Genomic DNA, 25,139 nt, shown 5'->3' on the forward strand with positions numbered 1-25,139 from the left:
TGGGCCGAGTTCCACTGACCTTTTTTCGGAAAAGCTATTCCGGCATCAAGTTCTCAACCGCCTGCACTAAAGTTTCTGCGTCGACAGGTTTCGGGATGTAGTCATCAGCCTCCGTGGTCATCCCCTGGGCGTGGGTGTAACTGGTTGAGGGCACTGCTTCACCCACCGCAGTCAGAAGAATAATGGGAATATCTTGGGTCCACTTGTTCGCTTTTAGTTCAGCACAAAGTTTGTAGCCATCTTTTCGTGGCATCATTACGTCCAGGACGAGGACGTCTGGTTGGCGCTTTTTGATGGCCTCCTCGCCCTCAATGCCGTCGTAGGCCTTACCAACTTCGTATCCCTTGTTCTTGAGCATCATAGAAACAGTTTCCACCAAATCTGGATCGTCATCGACAATAAGTACATATTTTTTTGACATCTCGGATACCCTCCCTTCGATTATGTAAATATTTTTCAAGTGTGTTCTCGCAGAGCTTGCTGCCAAAAAGTTGAACAAGCCTTGCTGGGCCCACATGGAATCAGGACTGAGCTCGGCGGCAATAGATAACCATCAGGCAGCACTCACCTGTGGCCGCGGATAGAGCCCAGCCCTCTCCACAATCTCTGGCACCTTTTGCTCCCACTCGATGGCCATAATGTGGAAGCCCCTGATTCCTTCTTCCTCCTTGAGTTCCTCGATCTGTTCCACGCAAATTTTTATGCCTTCCTCTGCTTGTTTTTCTTTGGGAACACCAGCCAGCCTGCTAATGATCTCATCGGGCACGTCGATACCTGGCACCCGATTTTTCATATACCTGGCCATGCCTACGTTCTTCATGGGAGTCAAGCCAGCGAGAATTGCCACCTTTTCGTGCAGGGCGCGATCACGAACCTGCTGCAGCCAGGACTTGAATTTCTCCATGTTGTAGATACACTGCGTCTGGATGAATTGCACGCCGGCTGCCACCTTCTTGGCCAGGCGTGCCACTCTGATTTCAAATGGATCTGCAAATGGATTGGCTGCGGCACCGATGAACATCTGCGGTCGTTCTTTCAGTTCAAACCCTCCGATCAGCCTGCCTTCGTCCCGCATTAATTTTACAGTCTGAATGAGTTGGGTGGAATCCAGGTCGAAGACATTGATACTGTTGGGATGGTCACCGAAGTGCTGGTGGTCGCCCGTCAAGCAGAGTACGTTGTGAATGCCGAAAGAGGCTGCACCGAGAAGATCGCTCTGGATGGCAATGCGGTTGCGGTCCCTGGTAACCATTTGCAGCACCGGCTCCAAACCCATCTGTTTGATCCGGATGCAGGAGGCCAGGCTGCACAACCGCACCACAGCGGTCTGATTGTCTGTGACATTTATGGCATCCACATGGTCCTTTATCAGTTCAGCCTTGTGCTCGACGATCCCGCCGTCACAACTGCGCGGTGGACCGCACTCTGAAGTTACCGCCAGATGTCCTGCTGCAATAATGGCTTCCAGTTTGCTCGGTGTTGTAGTTTTCATAACTTCACATCCTCTCTTACGATTTTCCGAGGTCCCCCATCTCTGCTACTGGCCCAATCCTTGGGGTCTGTGGGTTGTTCAAATCGCTCCAGCTGGCCGAGTTCCTTGAGGCGTTCGTAGATGAGATGCCAGCCGCAATCGATTTCTGCATCGACCTCACACTTGCCTTTTTCCGAGCCGCCGCAGGGGCCGTTGAGCATCCGTTTGGAACATCGTGATACAGGACAAATCCCCCCGGTGGTGGCCAGGATGCACTGGCCACAGGCCTGACATCTCTCGGACCATACTCCCCGTTCCTCTGTCACCCCGATGAAGCAGGTGTCCACGCCGGGGAAGATGGGTTTGTTGTGATACATCTCCGCCATAAACTGAACACCGGCACCACAGGCCAATGACACTACTGCGTCATAATTGTCTATAGTATCGAGAAGTTCACGCAAGTAGTCCTTGTCGCATTGTCTGGTGAGACTGGTTTCTTCGATCTCCATCCGTTTGCCCTCTTTCGTGAAATAGAGGCGCAAAGACGAGGCCAACACCTGAACCTCTTTGAGTCCACCTGCTTCGCAGACCGTGACGCAGCCGTCGCAGCCGGCAATGAGTACTCTGTCGAACTCTTCGATCTGCTTGATTATTTCTTCTATAGACTTGGGTTTTGCCATAATCATGCGGCCACCTCCCCACTGGGCTTTCCGGGTCCCTGGCTGACACCGGGCTTTATTGGACTCGGCCCCAGGTTCCTTATTTTTTCGGTCATTTCTCTGGCGATTTCGGCAAATCTTGGGCCCATTCCAGCTGACAGGTTGTACATGCCAACCCTTTCAGAGCCGATGCCTATCTGATCCAGGATGCCCTGTACATAGGCCACCCGTTTCTTGGCACGCAGATTTCCTGACTGATAGTGGCAATCGCCTTCCAGACAGCCTGCCACGAAAACCCCGTCAGCACCCTGCTCGAGTGCTTTCAAAATGTGGATAATGGCTACTCTGCCAGTACAGGGTACTTTGACAATTCTGACGTTTGCCGGGTAGCTGAGCCTCATGGAACCTGCCAGGTCCGCTGCGGAATAGGCTCAGTAGCTGCAGCAAAATGCAACAATTACCGGTTCGAATTGATTCATCACTTCATCCCTCCCAAAAGTGCGACCACTTCGGCACTGATCTGCTCATCCTCATAGTGAGCCAGATGAATGGTTCTGGCCGGGCATTCAGAGACGCAGACTCCGCATCCCTGGCACAAAGCTTTGTCGATTTCGGAAACATTATCTTCATTGATGCGGGGGACACCATAAGGGCAGCTCATCACGCAGACAAGGCATGCGGCACAGCGGCTAGGATCTACTTCGGCCACGGCCCCTCCCACGCGCAGCTCTTTGCCCGCCAGAAAAGCTCCGGCTCGAGATGCCGCTGCCAGTGCCTGTGCAATGCTCTCCTGGATGAGCTTGGGACTGTGGGCTGTACCACACAAATAGATGCCCTCTGAAGAAAAGTCCACAGGTCTGAGTTTGGCGTGTGCCTCTATGAAGAAGCCGTAGGTGTTGCGCGGCACCTTGAGCAGGGATGCGAGCTCCTCGGTGTCAGCGGCCACTGTAGCGGCGCTCAAGACCACGGCATCAGCGTGCATCTCCACATGGCGATTGAGTACATGATCAATAAAGCTGACCTTCAGAGCGTTGCCGTTGCCTTCTACCTGCGGTGGTTTTTCCAGAGAATAGCGGTTGAAAATAATGCCCTGGCTGCGAGCTTCCCTGTAGTAATCTTCCAGGAGGCCATACATCCTCATGTCTCGATAGAGAATGACGATTTCCATGTCAGGCTTCAGTTTCTTGAGCTCTAGGGCGTGCTTGACAGCTCCCTGGCAGCAGATGCGACTGCAATTGGGATTGCTGTCATTTCTCGAACCCACGCATTGAATCATCACCAGCCGGTTCCATTTGGAGATCTCGGCACCATTTTCTTTGAGACGTTTGTCCAGCTCCAGTTGAGTCATGACCTGATCATGCTCGCCGTGGAGAAATTCACTGGGGTTGTATTCAACTGCACCGGTGGCCACAATGGTCACCCCATGGTCAATCTTCCGTTCATACATGCCCGGCCCCACCAGCACTTCAGTGGTAAAGTTGCCTTTGGAGCCGCTGAAGCCCACCACCAGCGCTTCTGTGAGCACCTGAATGTTCGGATGACTCCGGGCCTGGGCGATGAGACGTTCTAGATAATCGCCCACATCCATGCCGTCTAGGGTGTGCTGCACCCGGCGAGCCATGCCGCCCAGTTCTTTTTCTTTTTCTATGATAAAAGCTTGATAGCCCTGCTGAGCAAGATTGAGCGCAGCATTCAGACCTGCCACCCCACCACCTATTACCAGGGCCCGCTGGTTGATTGTCACTTTCTTTTCTTCCAGGGGCTCGAGCAGGGCAGCCCTGGCTACTGACATGCGCACCAGATCTTTGGCTTTTTCCGTGGCCCTGTCCTTGTCGTGCATATGTACCCAGGAGTCCTGGTTGCGAATATTGGCCATTTCAAAGAGATACTTGTTCAGACCCACATCGATCAAAGTCTCACGAAACAGTTCTTCGTGGGTCAGGGGAGTACAGGCAGCCACCACCATGCGGTTGATGCCCTTTTCTCTTATCACCTCAGCCATTTTTACCTGGGTGTCCTGCGAACAGGTGAAGAGATTGTCTTCCACGTGCACCACATGCGGCAAAGTTCTGGCATACTCACGCACTGCCGGCACATCCACTATGCCACCAATGTTGATGCCGCAGTTGCACACGAACACCCCTATCCGGGGAGGCTCCTGGCGGACGTCTTTCTGGGGAGGGATCTCTCGGGTCTTGGTGGTGGTCCAGCGAGCCTCGCTGAGGAGAGCACTGGATGCAGCAGCAGCTCCTGAGGCCTCCATTACTGCCTGGGGGATATCTTTGGGACCCTGGAGCGTGCCGCAGACAAAAACTCCTGGCCTGGAAGTGGCCAGCGGCATGAAGATGTCGGTGACGGCAAAATTGTGCTGATTGAGTTCGATGCCGAGGCGCTCGGCCAATTTGGCGGTTCCTTTGCCCACCTCGAAGCCCACAGAGAGCACCACCATGTCGAATACTTCACTCTTGGGCTCACCCTCTTCGCTCACGTAGCTGAGCCGCAAGTCACACTCTCCTTCTTTTTCAATGCTGTGGACTCTGGAGCGAATAAAGCGGACGCCTTCTTCTTTTGCTCGATTGTAATACAATTCGAAGTCTTTGCCGTAGGTTCGCATATCCATGAAGAAAATGGCAGTATCCAGGTCTTCATGGGCGTGTTCTTTGGCAATGACCGCCTCTTTGATGGCATACATGCAACAAACTGCGGAACAATAAGAATTGTCGCAGCTGTTTATATTGCGTGAGCCTATACACTGGAGCCAGGCGATTTTCCGCGGTTCTTCCCGGTCATAGGGGCGCATCAGGTGACCGCGGTAGGGTCCCGAGGCACTGAGAATACGCTCGAATTCGAGGCTGGTCACCACATTGGGCAGCTGACTGTATTTGTATGTTTCGAAGCGCGACGGATCGAACACCGAGTTGCCGCAGGCGAGCACTACAGCGCCCACATCGATGCTGGTTCTGCGCGGCTGCTCATCATAGCGCACGGCTTCTGCTAGACAGACTTTCTCACATATGCCGCAGCCAAGGCATACATTTCTGTCGATCACATACCCTCGCGGGATTGCCTGGGGATACTTGAGGTAAGTGGCAGTGCGCAGGTCGAGACCCTGATTGAACTCATTTACTGCAGTGGCAGGGCAGACTCGCAGACACTCACCGCAGGCAGTACACCGTTCCAGATCTATGTAACGAGGATAATTGACAAGTTTTGCCTGAAATTGGCCGGCTTCACCTTGCAGATCCTCAACTTCAGTGTTGGTGATCAGGTTGATGTTGAGATGTCGGCCCACTTCCACCAGCTTGGGCGATATGATGCACATGGCGCAGTCGTTGGTGGGAAAGGTCTTGTCCAGCTGCGCCATAATGCCGCCGATGGTTGGTGACTTGTCCACCAGATGCACATAGTAGCCGGACTCTGCCAGGTCCAGGGATGCCTGCATTCCTGCCACGCCGGCTCCAACGACCATAACTGTTCCTGTCTTATGATTGGTAGTATTGGAAGATGCCATAGTGAATCCTTTGCTGTGTGCACTGAGGGCAAACTCTGGACTCAGGCCGCCAAACGCACGAATTTGGGCGTGGTTCCCTCGAAGCCGTGCAGATCGGCCTGGCCGCTCCTCTCGAGATCATTCAACCGCAGTGATATTGTGTATATGGGCAGGCCTGTACTTCTGGCAATCTCTCGCACTGAACGAGGACCGTCCGCTAGAGACTCTAGAATGAGGGCCTTTTGATATTCCTGCTCTACAGCCAGATTGAGAAACTGCCGGAATGTGGACGGCTCAATTTTTTCGTTGTAAACGTTTGCCCGTTCCGTAAGTTGTCGATCCATACCAATAAGCCACCGTATCCTCGACGATTTCAACACTGACTCTATTGCTGCTAGAGAAAGCTGGAATTTTTCAGGCGTAAAGGGACCTAGAGATCTGCTTTGTTCACTCAGCTCCGTCACGGTGTCGGCGAACAGCTGTCCTTCAGCAGCGCTCACCCAGCGAAGTTGCAATCTCTGTCTGCCAATGCCGGCCAAATCCAACAACTGCTCCACTACCGGCATTCGTTTGGAGGTATAGACATTACCGTCCAGGTAATGACAGTCGCCCAAGTGTCAGCCGAACACAAAAACACTGTCGTAGCCGTTTTTCAAACCCTCCACCACATAAAGAGGGTCCACCCGTCCAGAGCACATGGTGCGAATGACGCGAATGGTGGGGGGATACTGAAAGCGCGACACGCCGGCCAGATCCGCACCAGCATAGGCACACCAGTTACAAAGGAATGCTAGGATCTTGGGTTCATGGTTTGCGTGCATGTCAGCTCTCCTAGATGTTACAGTTCCGCTGCACCACCTGCCTGAATGGCAGCAATAATCTGGCGATCACGAAAGTGAATCATGTCTATAGCTTTCTGCGGACAGGCTGCAGCGCAGACGCCGCACGCCTTGCAGGAGGCGGCGACACTGTCGGCTTTGTAGCCTTTTCCTTCAACTTTCTGCAGTCTGATGGCTCCAAAGGGGCAGGAAGCCTCACAAAGGCCGCAGCCAATACAGAGTTCCTGATCTACAACTGAGACGATGGGTTCCACTTCAATGAATTCTTGGGCGAGAATGCTGGCTGCCCGGGCTGCTGCCGCCTGGGCTTGGGCAATAGATTCCTCCATGGGCTTGGGATAGTGGGCCAGGCCGCAAAGAAACACGCCATCTGTGGCAAAATCCACGGGACGAAGCTTCATATGAGCTTCTAACAGGAAGCCGTCATCGTTTCTTGGCACTTTGAAAAACCTGGCAAGTTCGTCAGTGCCCACAGGGATGAGTGCTGTAGCCAGATTGAGGTAATCCACCTGAAATTGTACGGGGCGACCGAGTACATGGTCTTCAAGCTGTATCTGAATTTTCTTTTTTCCCCCAACAGTTATTTCTTCCACCAGGGGTTTTGCCTCCTGAGAATAGCGGAAAAACAGCACTCCCAATTCGCGGGCCTGGCGGTAAAGTGCCTCCCTTTGTCCGTAGGTGCGAAGGTCCCGGTAGAACACATAGACATCAAGATCCGGGTTCTTCTCCTTTAAACTGATAGCCTGCTGTACGGAAGCTGTGCAGCAAATCTTGGAACAATATGGTCTGTCCTCCTGGCGGGATCCCACACATTGAATAAAGGCTACTGCCTTTGCTTGGCGGAGCAAATCAGGGTCTTTCTCGAAGAGATCTTCCAGTTCGTGCCAGCGGTGCACCAGTGCACTCTGACCGTAGAGATATTCTGCTGGTTCGTAAGAGCGGGCCCCTGTGGCTAGAATTGCCACCCCGTGCTCCAGTTGCCGTTGTCCACCGTTTATGGCCACCGTGGTGACAAAATTTCCCACATATCCCTGCACCTCTACCACCCGGGTGTCCACAAGTACTTCAATGTCAGGATGCTCGAGAACTTGCTGGCGAAGATCGAGCACCTTGGCTCGCACTTCTTCTCCCTGCCAGGTCTGCTTCACCTGCAGGCCGTGTCCCCCCAGTTCTCCTTTTTGCTCCACGAGAAATGTGGGGAAGCCTTGCTGGGCAAGATTGAGAGCGGCGCTCATGCCAGCTACCCCGCCGCCGATCACCAGTGCTTTCCGGGTCAGAGGCACCTGTATACGCTCTACAGGTTCGAGCAGAGCCACTTTGGCCACTGCCATGCGCACCAGGTCTTTGGCCTTCTCGGTAGCCTTTTCCGGTTCGGCCTGATGCACCCATGAGTCCTGGTCGCGGATATTGGCCAACTCAAAAAGGTAGCGGTTGAGACCTGCCTCCCTGATGGTTTCCTGAAACAGCGGTTCGTGGGTCCGCGGTGTACATGCCGCAACCACCACTCTATTGAGATTTTCTTTGCTGATTGCCTCTCGAATCAAATGCTGGGTATCTTCACTGCAGGTAAACAGATTGTCGGCCACATAGACCACGTGCGGCAAAGTCTTGGCGTAATCGCGGACCGCAGCGACATCAACCACGTTGGCGATGTTGATGCCGCAGTGACAGACAAATACGCCGATACACGGCTGCTCGGAGCTGACCTGAATTTCTTCGCCGTAACTCTTTTTTTTGCTCAGGGAGTGGCGAGAGTCGGCAAGGAGCGCTGCTGAGGCCGCTGAAGCCGCTGAAGCCTCCATTACAGCATGTGGGATGTCTTTCGGCCCTGTAAAGGCGCCGCACATAAAGATGCCGGGACGGCTGCTGGCAACTGGAGTAAAGCAGCTGCTGCGGCCAAAACCATCTTCGTCCAAATTAATGCCGCACACTTCCGCAAGTTGCTGGATGCCGGCAGAAGACTGCAGACCCACGGACAGCACCACCAGGTCAAAGATCTCACTGCAGGGAATGCCCTTTTCGTCCACGTAGTGCAGCTCCAGATCGCCTGCATCCGTGGCACTCGGTTCGATGCTGTGAATGCGGGAGCGGATGAAGCGAACCTGCAGATCCTTTTTCGCTCTGTTGAAATACTGTTCGAAGTCTTTGCCGTAGGTGCGCATGTCCATGAAAAAGATGGCGGTATCGAGACCCTCTGGAGCGTGCTCCTTGGCTATGATAGCTTCTTTGATGGCGTACATGCAGCAAACTCCAGAGCAATAGCCATGGCTGCCCTCGTGCAGATCCCTGGAGCCTACGCACTGCAGCCAGGCAATCTTGCGGGGAGTCTTTTGATCAGAAGGCCTCAGGAGGTGTCCTTGATAGGGTCCGGAAGCACTGAGGATGCGTTCGAATTCCATGCTGGTTATGACGTTGGCGTATCTGCCGTAGCCGTAGGTTTCCAGCATATGCGGTGCAACTGACTGAAATCCAGGAGCAAGTATGATAGCTCCCACCTGCAACTGGTGCAGCTTGCTTTGTTGCGCAAAATCCACTGCCTCAGCCGGGCAGAACTTCTCACACGCCTTGCACTTGCCTTTGCCCTTGGTGAAATAGATGCAGGTTTCCTCATCGATGGCGTATTTCAAGGGAACTGCCTGGGGATATTTGACATAGGCTGCTTTTCGCTTGTCCAGCCCCATGTTGAATTCATCAGCGACTTTTTTGGGACACTTCTCTGCGCACACCCCGCAGGCGATGCATTTTTCCATGTCGATGTATCGCGGTTGTTCCCGTACGGCTACAGTGAAGCGTCCGGTCTCGCCAGCCACGCTCTCCACGCTGGCCATTGTGAGCAGCTCTATGTTCAAGTGGCGGCCGCATTCAACGAGTTTGGGCGACAATATGCACATGGAACAATCATTGGTGGGGAAGGTCTTGTCCAGCTGTGCCATGCCACCGCCGATGGCGGCTGACTGTTCCACCAGGTAGACATAAAATCCGCAGTTCGCCAGGTCTAGGGCTGCCTGGATTCCAGCCACCCCACCACCTATCACCATTACCGCGCCTGTGGTGGATTCAGGGTTTGCCGATGGTCTTGCATCCTTTTTGTTCACCATAATTTTCATCCTGTCCGTTATGTTTGGCTACAGACGAGCTGCATCCAGGATGTCAAGCAGTTTGTTCTCCCAGCCAATGGTGACGATGTGCACGCCGCAGCACCCTGCCTCTTTGAGAGAACGGACGATCTCCGCTGCGATCAACACACATTCACGCACTCTGTCTCCGGCTTTCTGGATGCGGTTGATTATTGCAGCCGGTATGCTGACGTTGTCCAGATGACGATCAATGTAGCGGGCCATCCCCACCGATTTGAGCAGCAGCACCGTGGGAATGATTTTTCCCTTCCGGTCTCCCACCTTTTTGCTGAAGCTGGCATATGCCTCCAGATCAAATACCGGGGGGGTAAGGAAAAACTCAGCGCCTGCTGCCATTTTCTTGTCCAGTTCCTGCAGCTCCAGATCAAGGGCCCCACCGGTTGCCCCAGAATTAACAAATGAACCTACCAGGAAAGAGGGGGCGCCGCGGAGTTCCACGCCAGCCATATCCCGGCCTTGTTGCAGGGTCTTGATGACGTGCAACAATTCCAGTAGATCAATGTCGTATACTGCCCGTGCCTTATGGTGATCGCCGTAGCTCGGATCCTCCCCGGTGACAGCCATCACATTGGCCACTCCAAGCGCCTCGGCTGCCAGCAGGTCTGCCTGCAGAGCCAGCCGGTTGCGGTCCCTGCAGCAGAGCTGCATCACTGCTTCAAATCCCTTGCTTTGCAAGAGTATGGCGCCGCCCAGAGAACTCATACGCATGACCGCATTGCTCATTTCCGGGACCACAAAGGCGTCTACGCGTCCACGAACCATGACGGCGCTCTCCACCATGTGGGAAACGTCCACTCCTTTGGGAGGCTCCATTTCGGCCAGAACCAAGAAATCACCGGATATCAATTTTGACTGCATGTTCATAGGATCTCCCCAAGTTCATCGAGATGAGCGCGCCATGGCATTTATAATGGCGAGTACGAGCTCATCCATGCCAAAAGACTTCACATGGTAATAAAATATGCCCTTTTGCCTGATGCGGCTTTCCATATCAGGATTATTTTCATCGGTGGTTACTATGATCGGCAGACTTCGATCCATACTCTTGATGATAGAGAGGGCTTCAAAACCTATTTTTTCATAAAGGCAGACATCTAGGACCAGGACGTGCACTTTCTCGCATTGCAGGGTGTGAATGACATCCTCGAGATTGTTGACGGCACAGACTTTGTAGCCTTTGTTGGCCACCAGTTGCTGCAGTTCGGTAGCCAGCTCGCAGCCAGGTTCTCCAATGAGTAGGGTGCCACACTCTGCCATGAGCCTCTGTCTTCCTTGTGGAATGCCGCATTTTTCTGCCTGATACCGCTCTTGCCTAGCAGCAAGCCCTGTGCCTAAGGTGGTAATGTGGTAAAATGGTAGTTATCTCAAGGTGATATCAAATTTGAGCCAGAGGCGGCCTCAGGAGAGCGAAGCGGTGTGATTGCCCCGGTAGCTAGGCAGATTATGGGATAAGTGGCATTGATTCCATGATAATTCTCTGATTGTGTAAAAATGCCCCGACTGTTACCAATTTACCCGCAAGTCGTACCTCTTGATCTTGGCTGCCAGGGTTTTTCGGTTGATTCCCAGGATGCGGGCGGCTTGCTGCCGCTTGCCTTTGGTGCGTCGGAGGATAAACTGAATATAGCGTTTTTCTATCTCCTCCAAGGTGAAATTTTCTTCAGAAAATACCTGAAATTCTCCCTGGCGTTGGGTGATAAAGGACGGCAGGTGTTCGGGCTGGATTATTTCACAGTCTTCCAGGATAAGGATGCGCTCAATAGTGTGCTCCAGTTCTCGGACGTTTCCCGGCCAGGCGTAGGACGTGAGCATTTCCAGAGCTGCCTTGGATATACCTTCTACTTTTCTGTTGCTTCTCTTGGAATAAAGGTCGAGGAAGTGGTCTACCAGCAAAGGAATATCTCCGGTGCGCTCTCGCAATGGCGGCAGATGTATGGGAACCACACTGAGGCGGTAAAAGAGGTCCTCGCGAAAGGTGCCATCGTGGATGGCTTCGCGCAGGTCCCTGTTAGATGAGGCGATGATGCGAATATCCAGCTTTATTCGCTTCTGACTGCCGACTTTCATGAACTCCCGTTCCTGAATCACCCGCAGCAGTTTTGCCTGGATATTCAGACTGAGATTGGAAATCTCGTCGAAGAAAAAGGTGCCATGGTTTGCCAGTTCAAAAAGACCGTGTTTTGTCTGATACGCTCCAGTGAACGAGCCTTTGACATGGCCGAACAGCTCGCTTTCCAAAAGACTCTCTACCAGGGCGGAACAGTCGACTGGTACGAACTCTCGGTCGGCGCGGTCGCTGAGGGCATGGATGGCTCTGGCTACCAGTTCCTTGCCAGTGCCGCTTTCGCCGGTAACGAGCACGGTGCTGTGACTGGGGGCAGCCTTCTTGATCTTGGCGAACACCTGCCTGATGGCAGGGCTGTTGCCGACAATGTATGGCACCTCGGCTGCTGTGTCCTGAAGATGGACAGCGGAGCCGCAATCCTGGCTTGCACCGAGGCACTCCTGGGCCCTCGAGATGAGCGCTTCGAGTTCGTCAACCCGGAAGGGCTTTACCAGATAGTCCATTGCTCCGAGCCGAGTACACTGCACAGCACTGTCTATGGTGGGATGTCCAGTAATCATGATGACCACAGTATCCGGATAGCTGGCTCGAATGCGCTTCAGCACTTCGATGCCATTCATTCCTGGCATCATTACATCCAACAAGACTATGCCCACCTTGTCTTTCGCCAGCAAAGACAGGGCTTCGTTCCCATTGGCGGCAGTGTAGTAGGGTAAACCCTGCCTTTCGAGTATTCGGCCGATGCCAGTGCGAACCACTGATTCGTCGTCTACCACCAGTATGTGAGACCTGTTTTTCATCTCAGTTGCACCCAATTGTATCATCTCCGCTAATCGTGGGCAGCATAATGCGAAAGGTTGTTCCCTGCCCAGGTGTACTTTCCACTTCAATGGAGCCGCGGTGGGCCTCTATGATTCCCTTGACAATGGCGAGGCCCAAGCCGGTGCCAATGACCTGTCTGGTCTTTGGATGCTTAACTCTGTAAAATTTATCAAAAATTTTAGGGAGTTCTTCCGGAGCAATTCCTATGCCCGTGTCAGTCAATCGCAGTTCGAGGTATTCTCCATGATCCACGGCAGAGAGCGATACCTTGCCCCCTTCAGGAGAGTAATTGATCGCATTGGCAACTAGGTTGATAAAGACTTCTTCCATGCAGCGTTCATCTGCCTGGACCATTGGCATTTCCTCGGGCAAGGAAAGTTCAATTTCTACCCCTTGTTCTCGAGCTCTCTCAGCGAGGAGTGTACAGGTTTCCTTGATGATGCCATTAAGTTGCAAAGGTATTTGCTGCTGTACTGCATGGCCGCTCTCAATGCGAGCCACGTCCAGTAATTCGTTGATCATGTCCAGCAAGCCCTGGATCTTGTCATGGCCGCGTTGCAGTAGTTCCCGCTGTTTGGCAGTGAGTTCCCCGGCCATTCCTTCCAGAATCACACTGTGCTGTTGTTTGATTGCCGCAAGTGGAGAACGCAATTCGTGGGATACCTGCTGAACGAAACGGGACTTCATTTCGTCAAGTTCCTTGAGAGAAGTAATATCGTGAAACACGGTAACGGTGCCCAGCACTTCTCGTTCTGGCCCATACACGAGCCCGGAAAGAGCCCGCAGATGTGTCTGGGCTCGTTCTAGTTCCTGGACAATATACTCATCCTCCTGCTGTTGTTCCTGCAAGAGGAGGCGCAGCGCTTCAGTCAACTGTTCATCGTCGATAAAGTGAGACAGCATGGCCGTTGGAGTTGCCGGGGGAGTGAATCCCAGCAGTCTCATGGCAGCAGGATTGTGAAGAACCACCTCCAGGTTGCGATTGGTCACCAGCACCCCATCAGCCATGCAGGCTACAATAGTGCGGCTACGGCTCTGCTCCATGGCCAGGTCATAGAGGTTTCTTGCTCGTTCTTCCTGGAGCCGCCGAGCCTCCCTTTCCAGGGCCTGCTTTTCCAGGGCTCTCTTTACTAACAGGACCAGATGGTCTGCCCTGAAGGGTTTGGTAATAAAGTCATAGGCTCCTTTCTTCATGCATTCCACTGCACTTTCTACCGTGCCGTGGCCAGTGATGATGATCACTGGAATATCTGGGTAGGTCTGGGTGGTTTCCTCCAGGACTTCAATGGCTCCGAGGACTGGCATTTTCAAGTCGCACAGCAGCAGATTCACGGGATTGGCAGGCAACAGATCCAGGGCTTCCTTGCCATTGACAGCGGTGAGCACCTGGTAACCCTCGGGTGTGAGAATACGACTGCAGCCCTCCCTGACGACTCTTTCGTCATCCACCACCAGAATGATTTCTGCCTGCTCTGCAGCCTGCATGCAATCTCCTGCCTACCGAAGAATTGATGTCTGCCTCTTCCTAAAGGGAGATGGCGGGGTTACCGTTCTGTCTGTCGCTGCTGGAGCGGCTTGGTCTATCTCCCCCTGCGGAGTCTGCAATGCAAGTGGCACAGCAGCGAGGGCTGCCAGCCACTTTTTCTGGATAAACTTTCCCCCTCAGCTGCGACCTCACCCTAGCAATTATTCCGCACCAGATCCCACTGGCAGGGTCACAAGGAAGGTGGCTCCCTGTCCGGCAGGGCTCTGCACTTCTATGCTGCCGCCGTGCCGCTGAATCACTCCATACACAACAGAGAGTCCCAGGCCAGTTCCTTTTCCCAGTGGTTTGGTAGTAAAGAAGGGTTCGAATATCTTGTCCAAATCCTCTGGAGGGATCCCGGGGCCAGTGTCCGAAAATGTCAAGACTATCTGGCTGCCATCAGTCGATGTCTTGCTGACTACGGTGATCTTGCCTTTGCCATCCATAGCGTCAGCAGCATTGAGAATCAGATTGGTAAAAACCTGTTGCAGTTCACCGGGATCTCCAAGGATCTGCGGCAGTGTAGAATCCAGCTGCAGGACAAATTCAATATTATGAAATAGTGCCTGATGCCGCAGGAGTTCCACACTCTGTTTGATGACGTCATTTACGTCAAAGAGAAACTTTTGTCCCAGGGACTGACGACTGAACTCGAGCAATCGTGTGACTATTTGTTTGCAGCGCAATGTCTGGTTGATGATTTCCTGCAGATCCGCACGCCACTGTTCATTGCTGGCAATTTCTTTCATCAGCATATCGGCATAGATGAGAATACCGGCAAGGGGATTGTTGATTTCATGAGCAACCCCTGCAGCCAGTCTGCCCAGAGAGGCGATCTTCTCCGCCTGCACCAGTTGACGCTGGGTTTGTTCGAGTTGACGGCGCATTCTCTCATGCTCCCTGAGATCGGAAAAAATGCCCACACTGCCGAGCTCTCGTTCACCTTCCTGGATAATGGCTGCGGAGAAGTTCACCGGCACCTCTTGTCCCTGTTTGTCAGTAAAAGAGATGCGCGTTGGGTTCAGTTTACCCGGGGGACCGTGTTCGTCAGCGCGCATTTTTCTCATGATCTCCCGGGCCAGTTCTGGATCGTAAAATTGGCTCAACATGCCAGGCTTGCCGACAATCTCTTCCGCCTGGTAGCCGAGAATACGTTCGGCCCCCTCGTTGAAAATCATCACCGTACCCGAGGTGTCCGTGACTACAATGCCGTCAACAGAACTCTGGATAATATTCTGGAGAAAGCTGTTGGCTTTGCGTAGCTGACGTTCGATTTCAATGCGCTTGGTGAGATCGCGAAGATAGACACATACTGTCCTGCCGCTGCCCAGGCGGCAACCGCTCATGCAGGTCTCATAGATACGCGAGTCACCCTGTTCCCAATGGGAAAGCTGCAGAGTGCTGCAAAAGCGCAGCTGCTCCTCGTCTTCAAGATCTGCTCGCTGCAGGAGTTCCTTGACCATTTCTTCGTGCTGGCTGGTGAGCAGCTCAGCGAGTGTCCTGCCTATCAGTTCACTTTTTGGGGAGCCGACGATTTCCGCCATCTTGCTGTTGGCAAAGATGACCCGACACTCCTGGTCCACCATCAGGATGCCCTCTTGGGTCATTTCGGTGAGGATCTCCACCTTTTTCTGGGCTTCCACTATGGGGGTAATGTCACGTATGGCCTCGTAGCCGCCGATGACTCTCCCGGAAGGATCAGTGATGAGAGAAGCGTTTACTACCACCGGGATCTCTCTACCGTCTCTACTGCGGATTACGCGTCTTATACCGGCAAGAGGCCTTCGATACTCCATGGCCTGCCTGAGCACGCACGCATCTGTCTGGCATTCCTTGGTGCAGAGCACCTTGGCACAGGTCATCCGGCCCACTACCTCTTCGCGCCGATAGCCGGTGAGCTCCTCAAGGTAGCGGTTCATGAAGGTGATCACCAGGTCAGGCCCCACCGTGAAAAAGGGAGTGGGAAAATTTTCTAGAATACTGGAGAGAGTGGCCAGCTTGTCCTGAATCTCCGGAAGAGTATCGAGATCCTCCATTGAAGGCCGCAGGATGGCCAGACAGCCTCCAGGAGCGCCCTGTATGTCTTGAATCGCAGAGGCGGATACTGTGAAGGAAAGCCAATTGCCCTGCTCCATTGGCAAGCGAATGTTAGTGCGCAGGGAATTTCGCCTGCCATAGAGCACTTCTTCTACAAAACAGCTACTCCTGGAGTGGGGCTCCAGATGAAAGAGATCGGCGCAGGAGAGAAGAGGTTTTCCAGAAGAAAGGGTTCTTTTGAAAAGAGCTTCTGCCGCATTGTTTAGATAGACCAGGCGTTTGCTACTGTCTGCCACCACCACCGCATCAGTGACGTGGGCAAAATAGCGGTGCAGTTCAGAGCCCCTCAAGTTGCCAGTAGAGGGGGCTTTACCTGCCCTCTCCTGGCTTTGTCTTGCTGGATCAGGACGCTTCACGATAAACCGTTCTTTTCATATTCCCTGCCCCTGGCAGGCACTGGTCGCTGTTGCAGTAAAGATGTGCTCATAGCCCGCCTCTGCAAGATTGTAGAGTTGACAGCCTGTATTGCTTATGGGCCTAGCTGGCCAGTCTAGTGAATTATAAAGGACGCTGAGGCTTTTTTCAAAATGGCGCCCTCTGTCAGCGGTGTTTTGGCAAGCAGCAGCCTCACCATACACGATACGTTGCACATGGCGGTTTACCCTGCTAGGCGCCCGGAGAAAGCAAGCTGGCCGCAGCGTCACTTGCAATAGCAGCAGAATGGCAAGCTGTGGCATAATGGGCGGCATCATTTTCAGTGCGTCCAGTTTTCCTGCTATCAGCTGACATGTGCACTGCAAGTTATAAACAGCAGAGCTCCTCCCTTTCTGCGCTGCTTGCTGGAGGCTGCACCGGTATAGTAATGGCAAAGCAAGCCCCCTGTTCACCTGGATTTTCCAGGACTATGGAGCCAGAGTGCCGCTTGATCACCCCAAAGGCCACGGCCAGGCCCAATCCTGTTCCCGTGCCTGATGGTTTGGTGGTAACAAAGGGTTCAAATATCTTGTCTGCCAGGTCTTGGGGTATACCAGGGCCAGTGTCTTCCACCCGGAGCACTATCTCCCTGCTGCCGGCATGGTCCCAGGTGGAGATGGCGATACGGCCTCTGCCCTCCATGGCGTCGGCGGCATTGAGGAGCAGATTGGTAACTACCTGCTGGAATTCGTCCGGGTCGCCGACGAGCGGGGGCATGTCCTGCTGGAGATCGAGATCAATGAAGATGTTGTGAAAGATGGCCTGGTGTTCCAGCATGGCAACAGCCTGTTCAACTGTGAAATTCACATCGAATCTTATTTTTCTTCCCAGAGACTGTCGACTGAACTCCAGCAGACGGTTGGTAATTTGTTTGCAGCGCAGGGTCTGGGTGATAATTTCCGCCAGATCCTGGCGCCAGGGATTGTTGTCCTCCATTTCTTTCATGAGCATTTCAGCATAGATGAGAATACCGGCGAGAGGATTGTTGATTTCATGGGCCACTCCAGCGGCAAGTCTGCCCAGAGAAGCTATCTTTTCTGCATGAAGGACCTGCCTCTGGCTCTCTTGCAGTTCTCGGCGCAGCCGCAGCTTTTCTTCTGCTCTCTTCAGGGCAACCGTAAGGGCTTCGTCGTGGATGGGCTTGGTGATGAAATCTGAGGCCTTGAGTTGCAGGGCTTTGATGGCAACTTCGATGTCGCCGTGACCGGTGATGACGATCACTTCAGTGTCTGGCGATTCCGCCTTTATATGTCGCAGCAGCGCGATGCCGTCCATGCCTGGCATCTTTATGTCGGTGACTACAAGTGCAGGGTGCTCCCGCCGGAAAAGCTCCAACCCTGCCTCTCCATCAGGGGCAGAGAGCACCTGATAGCCGGCGTCCTGCAGGGCAATTGAGAGCACCTTGCGAATCCCCTCTTCGTCATCAACCAGCAGAAGTTTCTGGCACTGAACAACCATTGTCTTTCCTCGACTAGCTTTGGCCTGCTCTCCTCTGCACCGCAAATGTGCTCGGATCAGTCGTCAATTTTGCGCAAAGTATCACAAAATAACCTGTCAATTGCAAGGCGTTTTGTGAATATTCATCATGTTACAGCAATAGGACAATCTCCAGATGCACCCCTGGTGCACGTGGTGACGCCGTGGCAAAGTCCACCAGGACCGCTTGGGTGGTTTCAGGTCAAGGCAGAGAACGGGTAATTTGGTATCGGATGGGACATTATTACACAAAAGGAAAAAATGGCCTTGAATTTGATAGCTTAGAGGGTTTTTTGTTTACGAGGCGGGGTATTTCCCCCTCTCGCTTGCCGGCGGCCGTTTCTGCAGTATGGATATATCATATTGAAATGTATGACTATTTTATACTGGTACCCTTTTGGGCATACGGTTTGCTCCCCATAAAGCCGTTGAGAAGTCTGCACTTTTTTCAAGTCGCTCTCATTGAGATGTGGAGGCCTAGACCCACGGTGTGGAGTGGAGCCCTATGAACTTGTACGAATTACTGCGAGGCCCTCTGTTGTGGCTGTCCTTTGGGGTGTTTGTCTGTGGGATGATTGTGCGGATCATCCTTTTTGCCAATTTGAGCCTCAAGAAAGACAGGCCCATTTATCGGTTTTTCAACTGGAAGTGGCTGTGGTTGTCAATCTTTCATTGGCTGATCCCCCTGAACCAGACAGCGAAAAAGAATCCCATAGTGACGCTGGTGGGATTCCTCTTTCACATCTGCCTGATTGCCACCCCGCTGCTGCTGCTGGCCCACGGGGTCCTCTGGTACGAATCCTGGCAAATAAGTTGGTGGTATCTTCCTGAAAAAATAGCTGATTACTTGACCCTCGTTACTATAGCTTGCGCCCTTTTCTTGTTAATTCGCCGGCTGGTGTTGCCCCATGTACGAGTGGTGACCACTTTGGCAGACTATGTTCTTCTGCTGCTCACGGCGGCCCCCTTTGTTACAGGATATCTGGCCTATCACCAGTACTTTCACTATGAGACAATGCTTCTGCTGCACATGGCTTTTGGTGAATTGATGCTCGTGGTGATTCCTTTTACCAAATTGAGCCATTTTCTGATGTTTTTCGTTTCCCGGGCAGTAACTGGCATGGAGTTTGGCCGCCGAAGCGCTCCCTCCTGGTAGAGCACAGGGTTAAAATTCAATGTCTGCAGAGGAGGAATGCATGACAGAGACAGCAAGATCTAGCGCCCAACCGTTCAGCAAGGCAGTGGCAGACAGGATGAATGCCCGTCTGAAAATGTGGCTGGAGATCTGTGCCCACTGTGGCCTCTGTGCTGATACCTGCCATTACTATCTTGCCAACGACAGAGATCCGAAAATGATCCCGGCCTACAAGGCCAAGAAAGTGCTGGAAGCGATCAAGAGAAAGGACAGAGTGGACGAGGCATTTCTTGATGACCTCTACTGGCGAGTCTACGGAGAGTGTACCATGTGCCGCCGCTGTACCATGTACTGTCCCTTCGGCATTGATATCGCCACCATCACCAGCATGGGGCGCGGCCTGTGCGTATCCCAGGGAAAGGTGCCTGAGAATCTGGTCAAGACCATTGAGAACTATCTCGAGCATGGCAATCAAATGGCCATAACCAAGGAGGAATGGATAGACACCCTGGAGTGGATGGAGGAAGAACTCCAGGAGGAGCTCCCTGGAGCCACCATTCCCATTGACAAGAAAGGCGCCAATCTTCTCTATACGGTAAATGCCAGAGAACCTAAATTTTATCCCATGGATATTTCCCAGGCTGCCATGATTTTCTATCTGGCGGGCGAGGATTGGACCGTGTCCACCAAGGGATGGGATGATACCAATCTGGCCATGTTTGCCGGCGACCTCAAGTGTGCTGCCTATGTGTCGCAGCTGGTGCGCGATGCTGCCGAGGAACTGGAGGTGAGACGCGTGGCCATTACGGAATGAGGCCACGCCTTGCGTGCGCTTCAGTTTGAAGCGCCTGTCTGGCTGGGCCGTGATCACAAGTTCGAGGTGGTGCACAGCGTCACCCTATTTGCCGAATATGTCCGCGAAGGACGGCTCAAACTGGACAAGACGGTCTTTGCCAATGAGCGGTGCACCTACCAGGATCCCTGCAATGTGAGCCGCAACGGCGGCTGCGGCAGAGATGCCAGGGAAATCATTTCTTATCTCTGCGAGGATTTTGTGGAGATGGAACCTCACGGAGACTACAATTTTTGCTGCGGCGGCGGTGGGGGAGCCATACCCATGGCGGGCCCATTCAGAGAGCGGCGTCTAAAGGCCGGCAAGGTAAAGGCCGTGCAGATCCGGGCAACTGGGGCGACTATCTGCATTACCCCCTGTCACAACTGCTATGATCAAATTCGAGATCTCAACAAAGAATATGACCTGGGTATCCGAGTTCTCTCTTTTAAAGAGATGTTCGAACAGGCCTTGATTATTCCCGAGGAACTAAAAGCCAAAGACGAAGAAGACTGACAGGGCATTGACAAACCACGGCAGATGCTGGGTGGTCTGCGCTGAGGAGGGCGGGCATGCTGTATCGAGGACGTCTACTGGTATGGATAGCGGTCCTGGCCGGAGGAGGGCTCCTGCTGGCAATGCAGTTGCAGGCGCAGCCAGAAGAGATCGTTTTGCAGGACCAGGTGGTGTTCGGCCAACATCAGCGGCCTCCTGTGGCGTTTCCCCACATGCTTCACATAGATGCAGACCTCGACTGCACAACCTGCCACCATCGTTTTCAGCGCGGTGAGAACGTCCTAGACGAGTCAGAGTTAGAGGAGGGTGCAGAGGGGATCAGCTGCTCTTCCTGCCATAAAAACAGCGCCGGCTTCCAATTTAGCCCCGAGGTTGACCCCACGAAGAAGATATTGAGGCAGGCCTATCACCGTATGTGTATCGGCTGTCACCGCGGTATGAGGAAAAAAGAGGTGAAAGGCGGGCCTGTGGCCTGCGGTGAATGCCATATTAGGCCCAAGTCGGCCCAGCCCTGACTCGGCTTCGCACCTGGGCGGCTACTTTACTGGCAGGGTGATGGTGAAAAGAGTACCCTTGCCCGGTTCACTCGATATTTGAATGGTTCCCTTATGGCGGTCAATAATGCCGTACACTGTAGAGAGGCCCAGGCCTACACCCTTGCCCTCCTTCTTGGTTGTAAAGAAGGGATCGAAGATCCGCGGCAGGTGTTCTTCGCTGATGCCACAACCAGTATCGGCCACACTCACCTTGATTTCTTTTTTCTCGCGATGATAGCGACTCGAGATGGACAGAGTGCCGCCCTGGGGCATAGCATCCATGGCGTTGAACATGATGTTGAGGAAACATTGCTGAATTTGATCAGCATCAGCGGGCAAGGTCGGCACCTGGGGATCCAACTCGGTTTTGATGGTGATGTTGTGGAGCTCCAGATTGTGTTCACTGAGGGTGATGCAGCGACTGAGCAAGTCATTGACGTTTACTTCACAGACTTCCAGCTTGGATTTTCGGGAAAAGGCCAGCAGGCTGGAGACGATTCTCGAGCATCTGCTGGTTTCGCTTTCCATGAGGGTGAGGTACTTCTGAAACTTTTCTCTATATTCCGGGGTGAGCTGACCTCGCTTGAGAATTCGCAGCATGAGTCGGACGTAGTTGAGGATGCCGGACAGGGGATTATTGATTTCGTGAGCCACGCTGCCCGCCAGTTTGCCGAGAGATATCATCTTGTCCTGGTGCAGCAGTTTGGCCTGATCAGCAAATTGTTGCTCCAGCTTTCTTATGTCTCTGAGATCACGGAAGAAGGCAACAATGCCGATCTCCTCGTCTCCTTCGAAGAGGCTGCTGGCTGAGAGCTGTACCGGCACGTTGCTGCCATCTTTGGCAATGAGGGTGTTTTCGTATACGGACAGTCTGTATTTGCCGCCATAATTGTCGCTGTAGAGGATCTGTTTGATCCTGTCAGCATCTTTCGGGGAAAAGAAGAAATCAAAAGACTTCTTGCCAATAACCTCCTCTTTGGTATAGCCGAGCATTTTTTCCAGACTTCTATTGAAAGTGTTGACGATGCGCTGCCGATCACAGGCGAGAATGCCGTCCATGGAGCTCTCGATGAGATTTTTTTGAAAGTTGTATGTCTCTGCGAGCTTGTCTGCCGTGTCCATCCATCTCTCTTCCAGCACAGCCGTATAGTCGCGCAGCTCCTTTCTGGTGTGATAACGTTCCTTGGCCCGTTTGAGGGCGATTTCCAGGGCTTCATTATGAATAGGTTTGGTAATGAAATCAGAGGCATCGAGTTGCAGCGCCCTTATTGCCAGTTCCATATCCCCATAGCCGGTGATAACGATCACCTCCCTGTCCGGGTCCTCGGCCTTGATTCTGCGCACCACCTCGAGCCCGTCCATGCCGGGCATGCGAATGTCGGTGATGACTATCTGACAAGGATGCTGGCGCAGCAGTTCAATGCCGCTTTCCCCATCTGCTGCTGTGAATACTGTGTAGCCGGCATCTGTCAATTCAATGGCCATGACTTTGCGGATGCTCTCGTCGTCGTCTATGAAAAGGATACGCCACTTCTTGGCAATCATGGCAGCAGATCTCCTCTGTTGCAGTCTCGAGGGCTGGGGCTGATATGCTCCTCCCAGCGGACAGCACTGGCCATCGTGCCAGGCAGTCCCGAAACTGGAGAATGGCCCGCCTCCCCACGAGGTGCCCCGCGGGCAGTTGTCTCTACTTTTCTGGTTGCAGGTACCTTTCGGGCATGACAATCAGCATGATTGTTTACTATAACAGCACTTACTCTAGCATAACAAGTTGCCTTCCTGCTCATGCAGCCTGGCCACAGGCAGGCGGCAGGTCACTCGGGGTGTGGTGGCTGAGGTCCGCGACTCTCTCCCGAGCATGGGGGGCACTTTTGGATCAACCGTGCTTGTGATAGAATTTCAGCCAATACCGGTCCAATATCAAACCTGGACACTTGAGGGCTGAGCGGCCTCGACAGAGGAAGACAACCGGAGCCTTGACAAAGGTGGGGAGGAGAGCCATGCCGGTCACCCGGGCTGCAACTGATATCATTTTTCATGAACAATTGAGCCAGCTGTTAGAGAACTTAGGAATCGGTGTCTTCACTGTGGACAGGGATCGTCGTATCACTTCTTTCAATCAAACTGTCCAGAGACTTACAGGCTTCAGTGAGGAGGAGGTGCTCGGCAGACAGTGCTACGATGTATTTTACAATGACCTCTGCCACGGCGAGTGCATGTCCCGGGACGATATCCAAAAGGCAGGAAGGCCACAGGCCTTTGACATGGAAATTCAAGACCAGAAAGGGAATCGTCACCGAATCACCAAGCTGGTTTCTCCCCTGCTGACCAGCGATGGGCGTGTGAGCGGCTGCATTGAAATTTTTCAGGATTTTTCTATTTTCAGCGAACTGCTCGAACGTATCCGCTATGGTGAACACAGACTCAAGCTCATTCTTGATAATCTGGACATTGGCATCTTTACCGTCAACAGAAGCGGCCATGTTATGTCTTTCAATTCAGTGGCTGAGACAATCACCGGCTACAAGCGCCGGGAGATTCTCGGCCAACACCACGCCAAGTTCATGGGCTGTGACCGCCCGGAGGTGAGATGTCTGCTGAATGAGTCGATCAAGACCGGGAAAAAACTCGCAGATCATCACAGTCATCTGGTCACCAAGGACGGTTTGAGTCTGCCCATACGGGTAAGTTTCCTGGCCCTGAGAAACGAGAGTGGCCAGATTGTGGGGGGCCTGGGAACTTTTCAAGACATCTCCCTGATCCAGCAGCTCAATCGTGCCATAAGCAAGACCTATACCCTCGACGATATGGTCGGCAAAGATGGATTGATGCAGCAGATCTTCGAGATTGTGCCGGTGGTTGCTGCCAGCGAGGCGAATGTGCTCATCGAGGGTGCCACCGGTACCGGTAAAGACCTGCTGGCCAAAGTAATCCACAAAATTTCCAGACGCAAGGACAAGCCTTTTGTAAAGGTGAACTGCGCAGCGCTGCCGGACAGCTTGCTCGAATCTGAAATGTTCGGCTATGTGAAGGGGGCCTTCACCGGCGCAGACCAGGACAAGCCTGGAAGGTTCCAGGAAGCGGATGGCGGCACGATCTTTTTGGACGAGATAGGCGATTTGCCCCTTTCTTTGCAGGCAAAGCTTCTCAGAGTACTCGAAGACAGGGAGTTCTATCCTCTAGGTGGCAGAAAGCTCACGCGGGTAGACGTACGCATTATTGCCGCCACCAACCAGGGGCTGGAGCGTCTGGTGAGAGAACGAAGGTTCAGAGAGGATCTTTATTACCGCTTGCATGTCATGCGCCTGGAATTGCCGCCGCTCAACAAGCGGCGGGGCGACATCCCTCTGCTGATCGATCGCTTCATCAGGCGCTACAACGCTACCAAAGGAACAGCTATTGGCAGAGTCTCCGAGCAGGCCATGGATGGGCTCCTCAACTATCAATATCCTGGCAATATTCGCGAATTGGAGAACATCATGGAACATGCCTGCATCCTCTGCCAGGGAAGTGTCATAGAGTGGCGGCATCTCCCGAAATATCTGAGGGTGCCGCTCGACCAGAATCACCATGAAAGGCCTGCTACAGAGTGGCAGACCTCCGAACATGGCGAGCATGATCAGGAAAAAAGGCAAATATTGACGCAACTTCGCCAGAACCAGTGGCATAGGCAAAAGACAGCCAGGGCCCTCGGCATTGACCGCACTACTCTGTGGCGCAAGATGAAAAAGCACAATATCGTGCCTTAGTGCATCGATTCGCAGATACTGTGACGTATTCTGCAGATTTACCTCGAAGCAGTTTCTCAGTCAGCACTAAGTCCTGTGTCAATAAGTTCGTCATTTAACTTATGCATTGAAGGACTTGGCTCGGAAAGTAATTGATATGGTTGCTGCTGCAACGGTTGTTGCAACAATGTTGCATCATGAGCGCAACACAGTAACCATTGAAATTAGCACCAAATAACATAGAAATGTTGCTATTTATGTTGCATCTCCCCATCCCTGCAAGACTCTGGTATATAGCCTCTCTAGTGATTTAAAGTTAGTAATATCAACTACTTGTAGCAGCCATTTTAATCCAATTCCAGATGGCATGGACCTGGCATGACTTTGAATTGAACCC

Annotated in this window: 19 protein-coding genes; 5 read left to right on the forward strand and 14 right to left on the reverse strand. The window is 53.0% G+C overall.

The window, feature by feature from the left end; genetic code table 11:
- Window positions 1-34 precede the first annotated feature (34 nt).
- The 13 genes from JRI89_04815 to JRI89_04875 all read right to left on the reverse strand — a co-directional run bounded on the left by JRI89_04815 (window position 35) and on the right by JRI89_04875 (window position 17,977).
- Window positions 35-421 (reverse strand): response regulator, encoded by a 387-nt coding sequence (locus JRI89_04815; protein ID MBW2070558.1) that lies wholly within the window; start codon window positions 419-421, stop codon window positions 35-37.
- 132 nt (window positions 422-553) lie between these two features.
- The gene (locus JRI89_04820) at window positions 554-1,492 is read right to left on the reverse strand and encodes a methylenetetrahydrofolate reductase (GenBank protein MBW2070559.1); all 939 of its coding nucleotides are present in this window, start codon (window positions 1,490-1,492) and stop codon (window positions 554-556) included.
- The gene (locus tag JRI89_04825) at window positions 1,489-2,157 is read right to left on the reverse strand and encodes a methylenetetrahydrofolate reductase C-terminal domain-containing protein (GenBank protein ID MBW2070560.1); all 669 of its coding nucleotides are present in this window, start codon (window positions 2,155-2,157) and stop codon (window positions 1,489-1,491) included. Before JRI89_04825 ends, JRI89_04820 begins: the two co-directional genes overlap by 4 nt.
- The gene (locus JRI89_04830; protein MBW2070561.1) at window positions 2,154-2,609 is read right to left on the reverse strand and encodes a hydrogenase iron-sulfur subunit; all 456 of its coding nucleotides are present in this window, start codon (window positions 2,607-2,609) and stop codon (window positions 2,154-2,156) included. Before JRI89_04830 ends, JRI89_04825 begins: the two co-directional genes overlap by 4 nt.
- Window positions 2,609-5,641: a CoB--CoM heterodisulfide reductase iron-sulfur subunit A family protein gene (locus JRI89_04835; protein ID MBW2070562.1), complete on the reverse strand. Its 3,033-nt coding sequence runs from the start codon at window positions 5,639-5,641 to the stop codon at window positions 2,609-2,611. The genes JRI89_04830 and JRI89_04835 overlap by 1 nt, the downstream gene beginning before the upstream one ends.
- Window positions 5,642-5,682: 41 nt before the next feature.
- The gene (locus JRI89_04840; GenBank protein MBW2070563.1) at window positions 5,683-6,441 is read right to left on the reverse strand and encodes a hydrogenase iron-sulfur subunit; all 759 of its coding nucleotides are present in this window, start codon (window positions 6,439-6,441) and stop codon (window positions 5,683-5,685) included.
- 17 nt (window positions 6,442-6,458) lie between these two features.
- Window positions 6,459-9,557, reverse strand: a complete 3,099-nt coding sequence (locus tag JRI89_04845) for a CoB--CoM heterodisulfide reductase iron-sulfur subunit A family protein (GenBank protein ID MBW2070564.1) — start codon at window positions 9,555-9,557, stop codon at window positions 6,459-6,461.
- A gap of 27 nt (window positions 9,558-9,584) precedes the next feature.
- Complete coding sequence (locus tag JRI89_04850; protein ID MBW2070565.1) at window positions 9,585-10,460, reverse strand: methylenetetrahydrofolate reductase; 876 nt, start codon at window positions 10,458-10,460, stop codon at window positions 9,585-9,587.
- Between the two features lie 15 nt (window positions 10,461-10,475).
- Window positions 10,476-10,853 carry a response regulator gene (locus JRI89_04855; GenBank protein ID MBW2070566.1) on the reverse strand — a complete coding sequence of 126 codons (378 nt, stop codon included), beginning with the start codon at window positions 10,851-10,853 and terminating at the stop codon, window positions 10,476-10,478.
- Window positions 10,854-11,099: 246 nt separating this feature from the next.
- Window positions 11,100-12,437: a sigma-54-dependent Fis family transcriptional regulator gene (locus JRI89_04860; protein ID MBW2070567.1), complete on the reverse strand. Its 1,338-nt coding sequence runs from the start codon at window positions 12,435-12,437 to the stop codon at window positions 11,100-11,102.
- A gap of 25 nt (window positions 12,438-12,462) precedes the next feature.
- Complete coding sequence (locus tag JRI89_04865; protein ID MBW2070568.1) at window positions 12,463-13,968, reverse strand: response regulator; 1,506 nt, start codon at window positions 13,966-13,968, stop codon at window positions 12,463-12,465.
- A 201-nt stretch (window positions 13,969-14,169) separates the two neighbouring features.
- Window positions 14,170-16,461 (reverse strand): PAS domain S-box protein, encoded by a 2,292-nt coding sequence (locus JRI89_04870; GenBank protein MBW2070569.1) that lies wholly within the window; start codon window positions 16,459-16,461, stop codon window positions 14,170-14,172.
- Window positions 16,462-16,846: 385 nt separating this feature from the next.
- Window positions 16,847-17,977: a response regulator gene (locus JRI89_04875; GenBank protein MBW2070570.1), complete on the reverse strand. Its 1,131-nt coding sequence runs from the start codon at window positions 17,975-17,977 to the stop codon at window positions 16,847-16,849.
- 523 nt (window positions 17,978-18,500) lie between these two features.
- Here JRI89_04875 and JRI89_04880 point away from each other — a divergent pair.
- From JRI89_04880 to JRI89_04895, 4 genes are read left to right on the forward strand one after another with little or no spacing between them, the layout of a single operon-like run.
- Window positions 18,501-19,151, forward strand: a complete 651-nt coding sequence (locus JRI89_04880; GenBank protein ID MBW2070571.1) for a nitrate reductase — start codon at window positions 18,501-18,503, stop codon at window positions 19,149-19,151.
- 40 nt (window positions 19,152-19,191) lie between these two features.
- The gene (locus tag JRI89_04885; protein MBW2070572.1) at window positions 19,192-19,944 is read left to right on the forward strand and encodes a (Fe-S)-binding protein; all 753 of its coding nucleotides are present in this window, start codon (window positions 19,192-19,194) and stop codon (window positions 19,942-19,944) included.
- 9 nt (window positions 19,945-19,953) lie between these two features.
- Window positions 19,954-20,478, forward strand: a complete 525-nt coding sequence (locus JRI89_04890) for a (Fe-S)-binding protein (GenBank protein ID MBW2070573.1) — start codon at window positions 19,954-19,956, stop codon at window positions 20,476-20,478.
- Window positions 20,479-20,534: 56 nt separating this feature from the next.
- On the forward strand, window positions 20,535-20,993 hold the full coding sequence (locus JRI89_04895) for a cytochrome c3 family protein (GenBank protein MBW2070574.1): 459 nt from the start codon (window positions 20,535-20,537) through the stop codon (window positions 20,991-20,993).
- Between the two features lie 21 nt (window positions 20,994-21,014).
- On the opposite strand, the gene JRI89_04900 is transcribed toward JRI89_04895, so the two are convergent.
- Window positions 21,015-22,559 (reverse strand): response regulator, encoded by a 1,545-nt coding sequence (locus JRI89_04900; protein ID MBW2070575.1) that lies wholly within the window; start codon window positions 22,557-22,559, stop codon window positions 21,015-21,017.
- Window positions 22,560-23,014: 455 nt separating this feature from the next.
- Between JRI89_04900 and JRI89_04905 the strand changes: the two genes are divergently transcribed.
- Window positions 23,015-24,763: a sigma 54-interacting transcriptional regulator gene (locus tag JRI89_04905; protein MBW2070576.1), complete on the forward strand. Its 1,749-nt coding sequence runs from the start codon at window positions 23,015-23,017 to the stop codon at window positions 24,761-24,763.
- Window positions 24,764-25,139: the final 376 nt, after the last annotated feature.

The organism is Deltaproteobacteria bacterium, from assembly GCA_019309045.1.
Lineage (GTDB): Bacteria > Desulfobacterota > Syntrophobacteria > BM002 > BM002 > JAFDGZ01.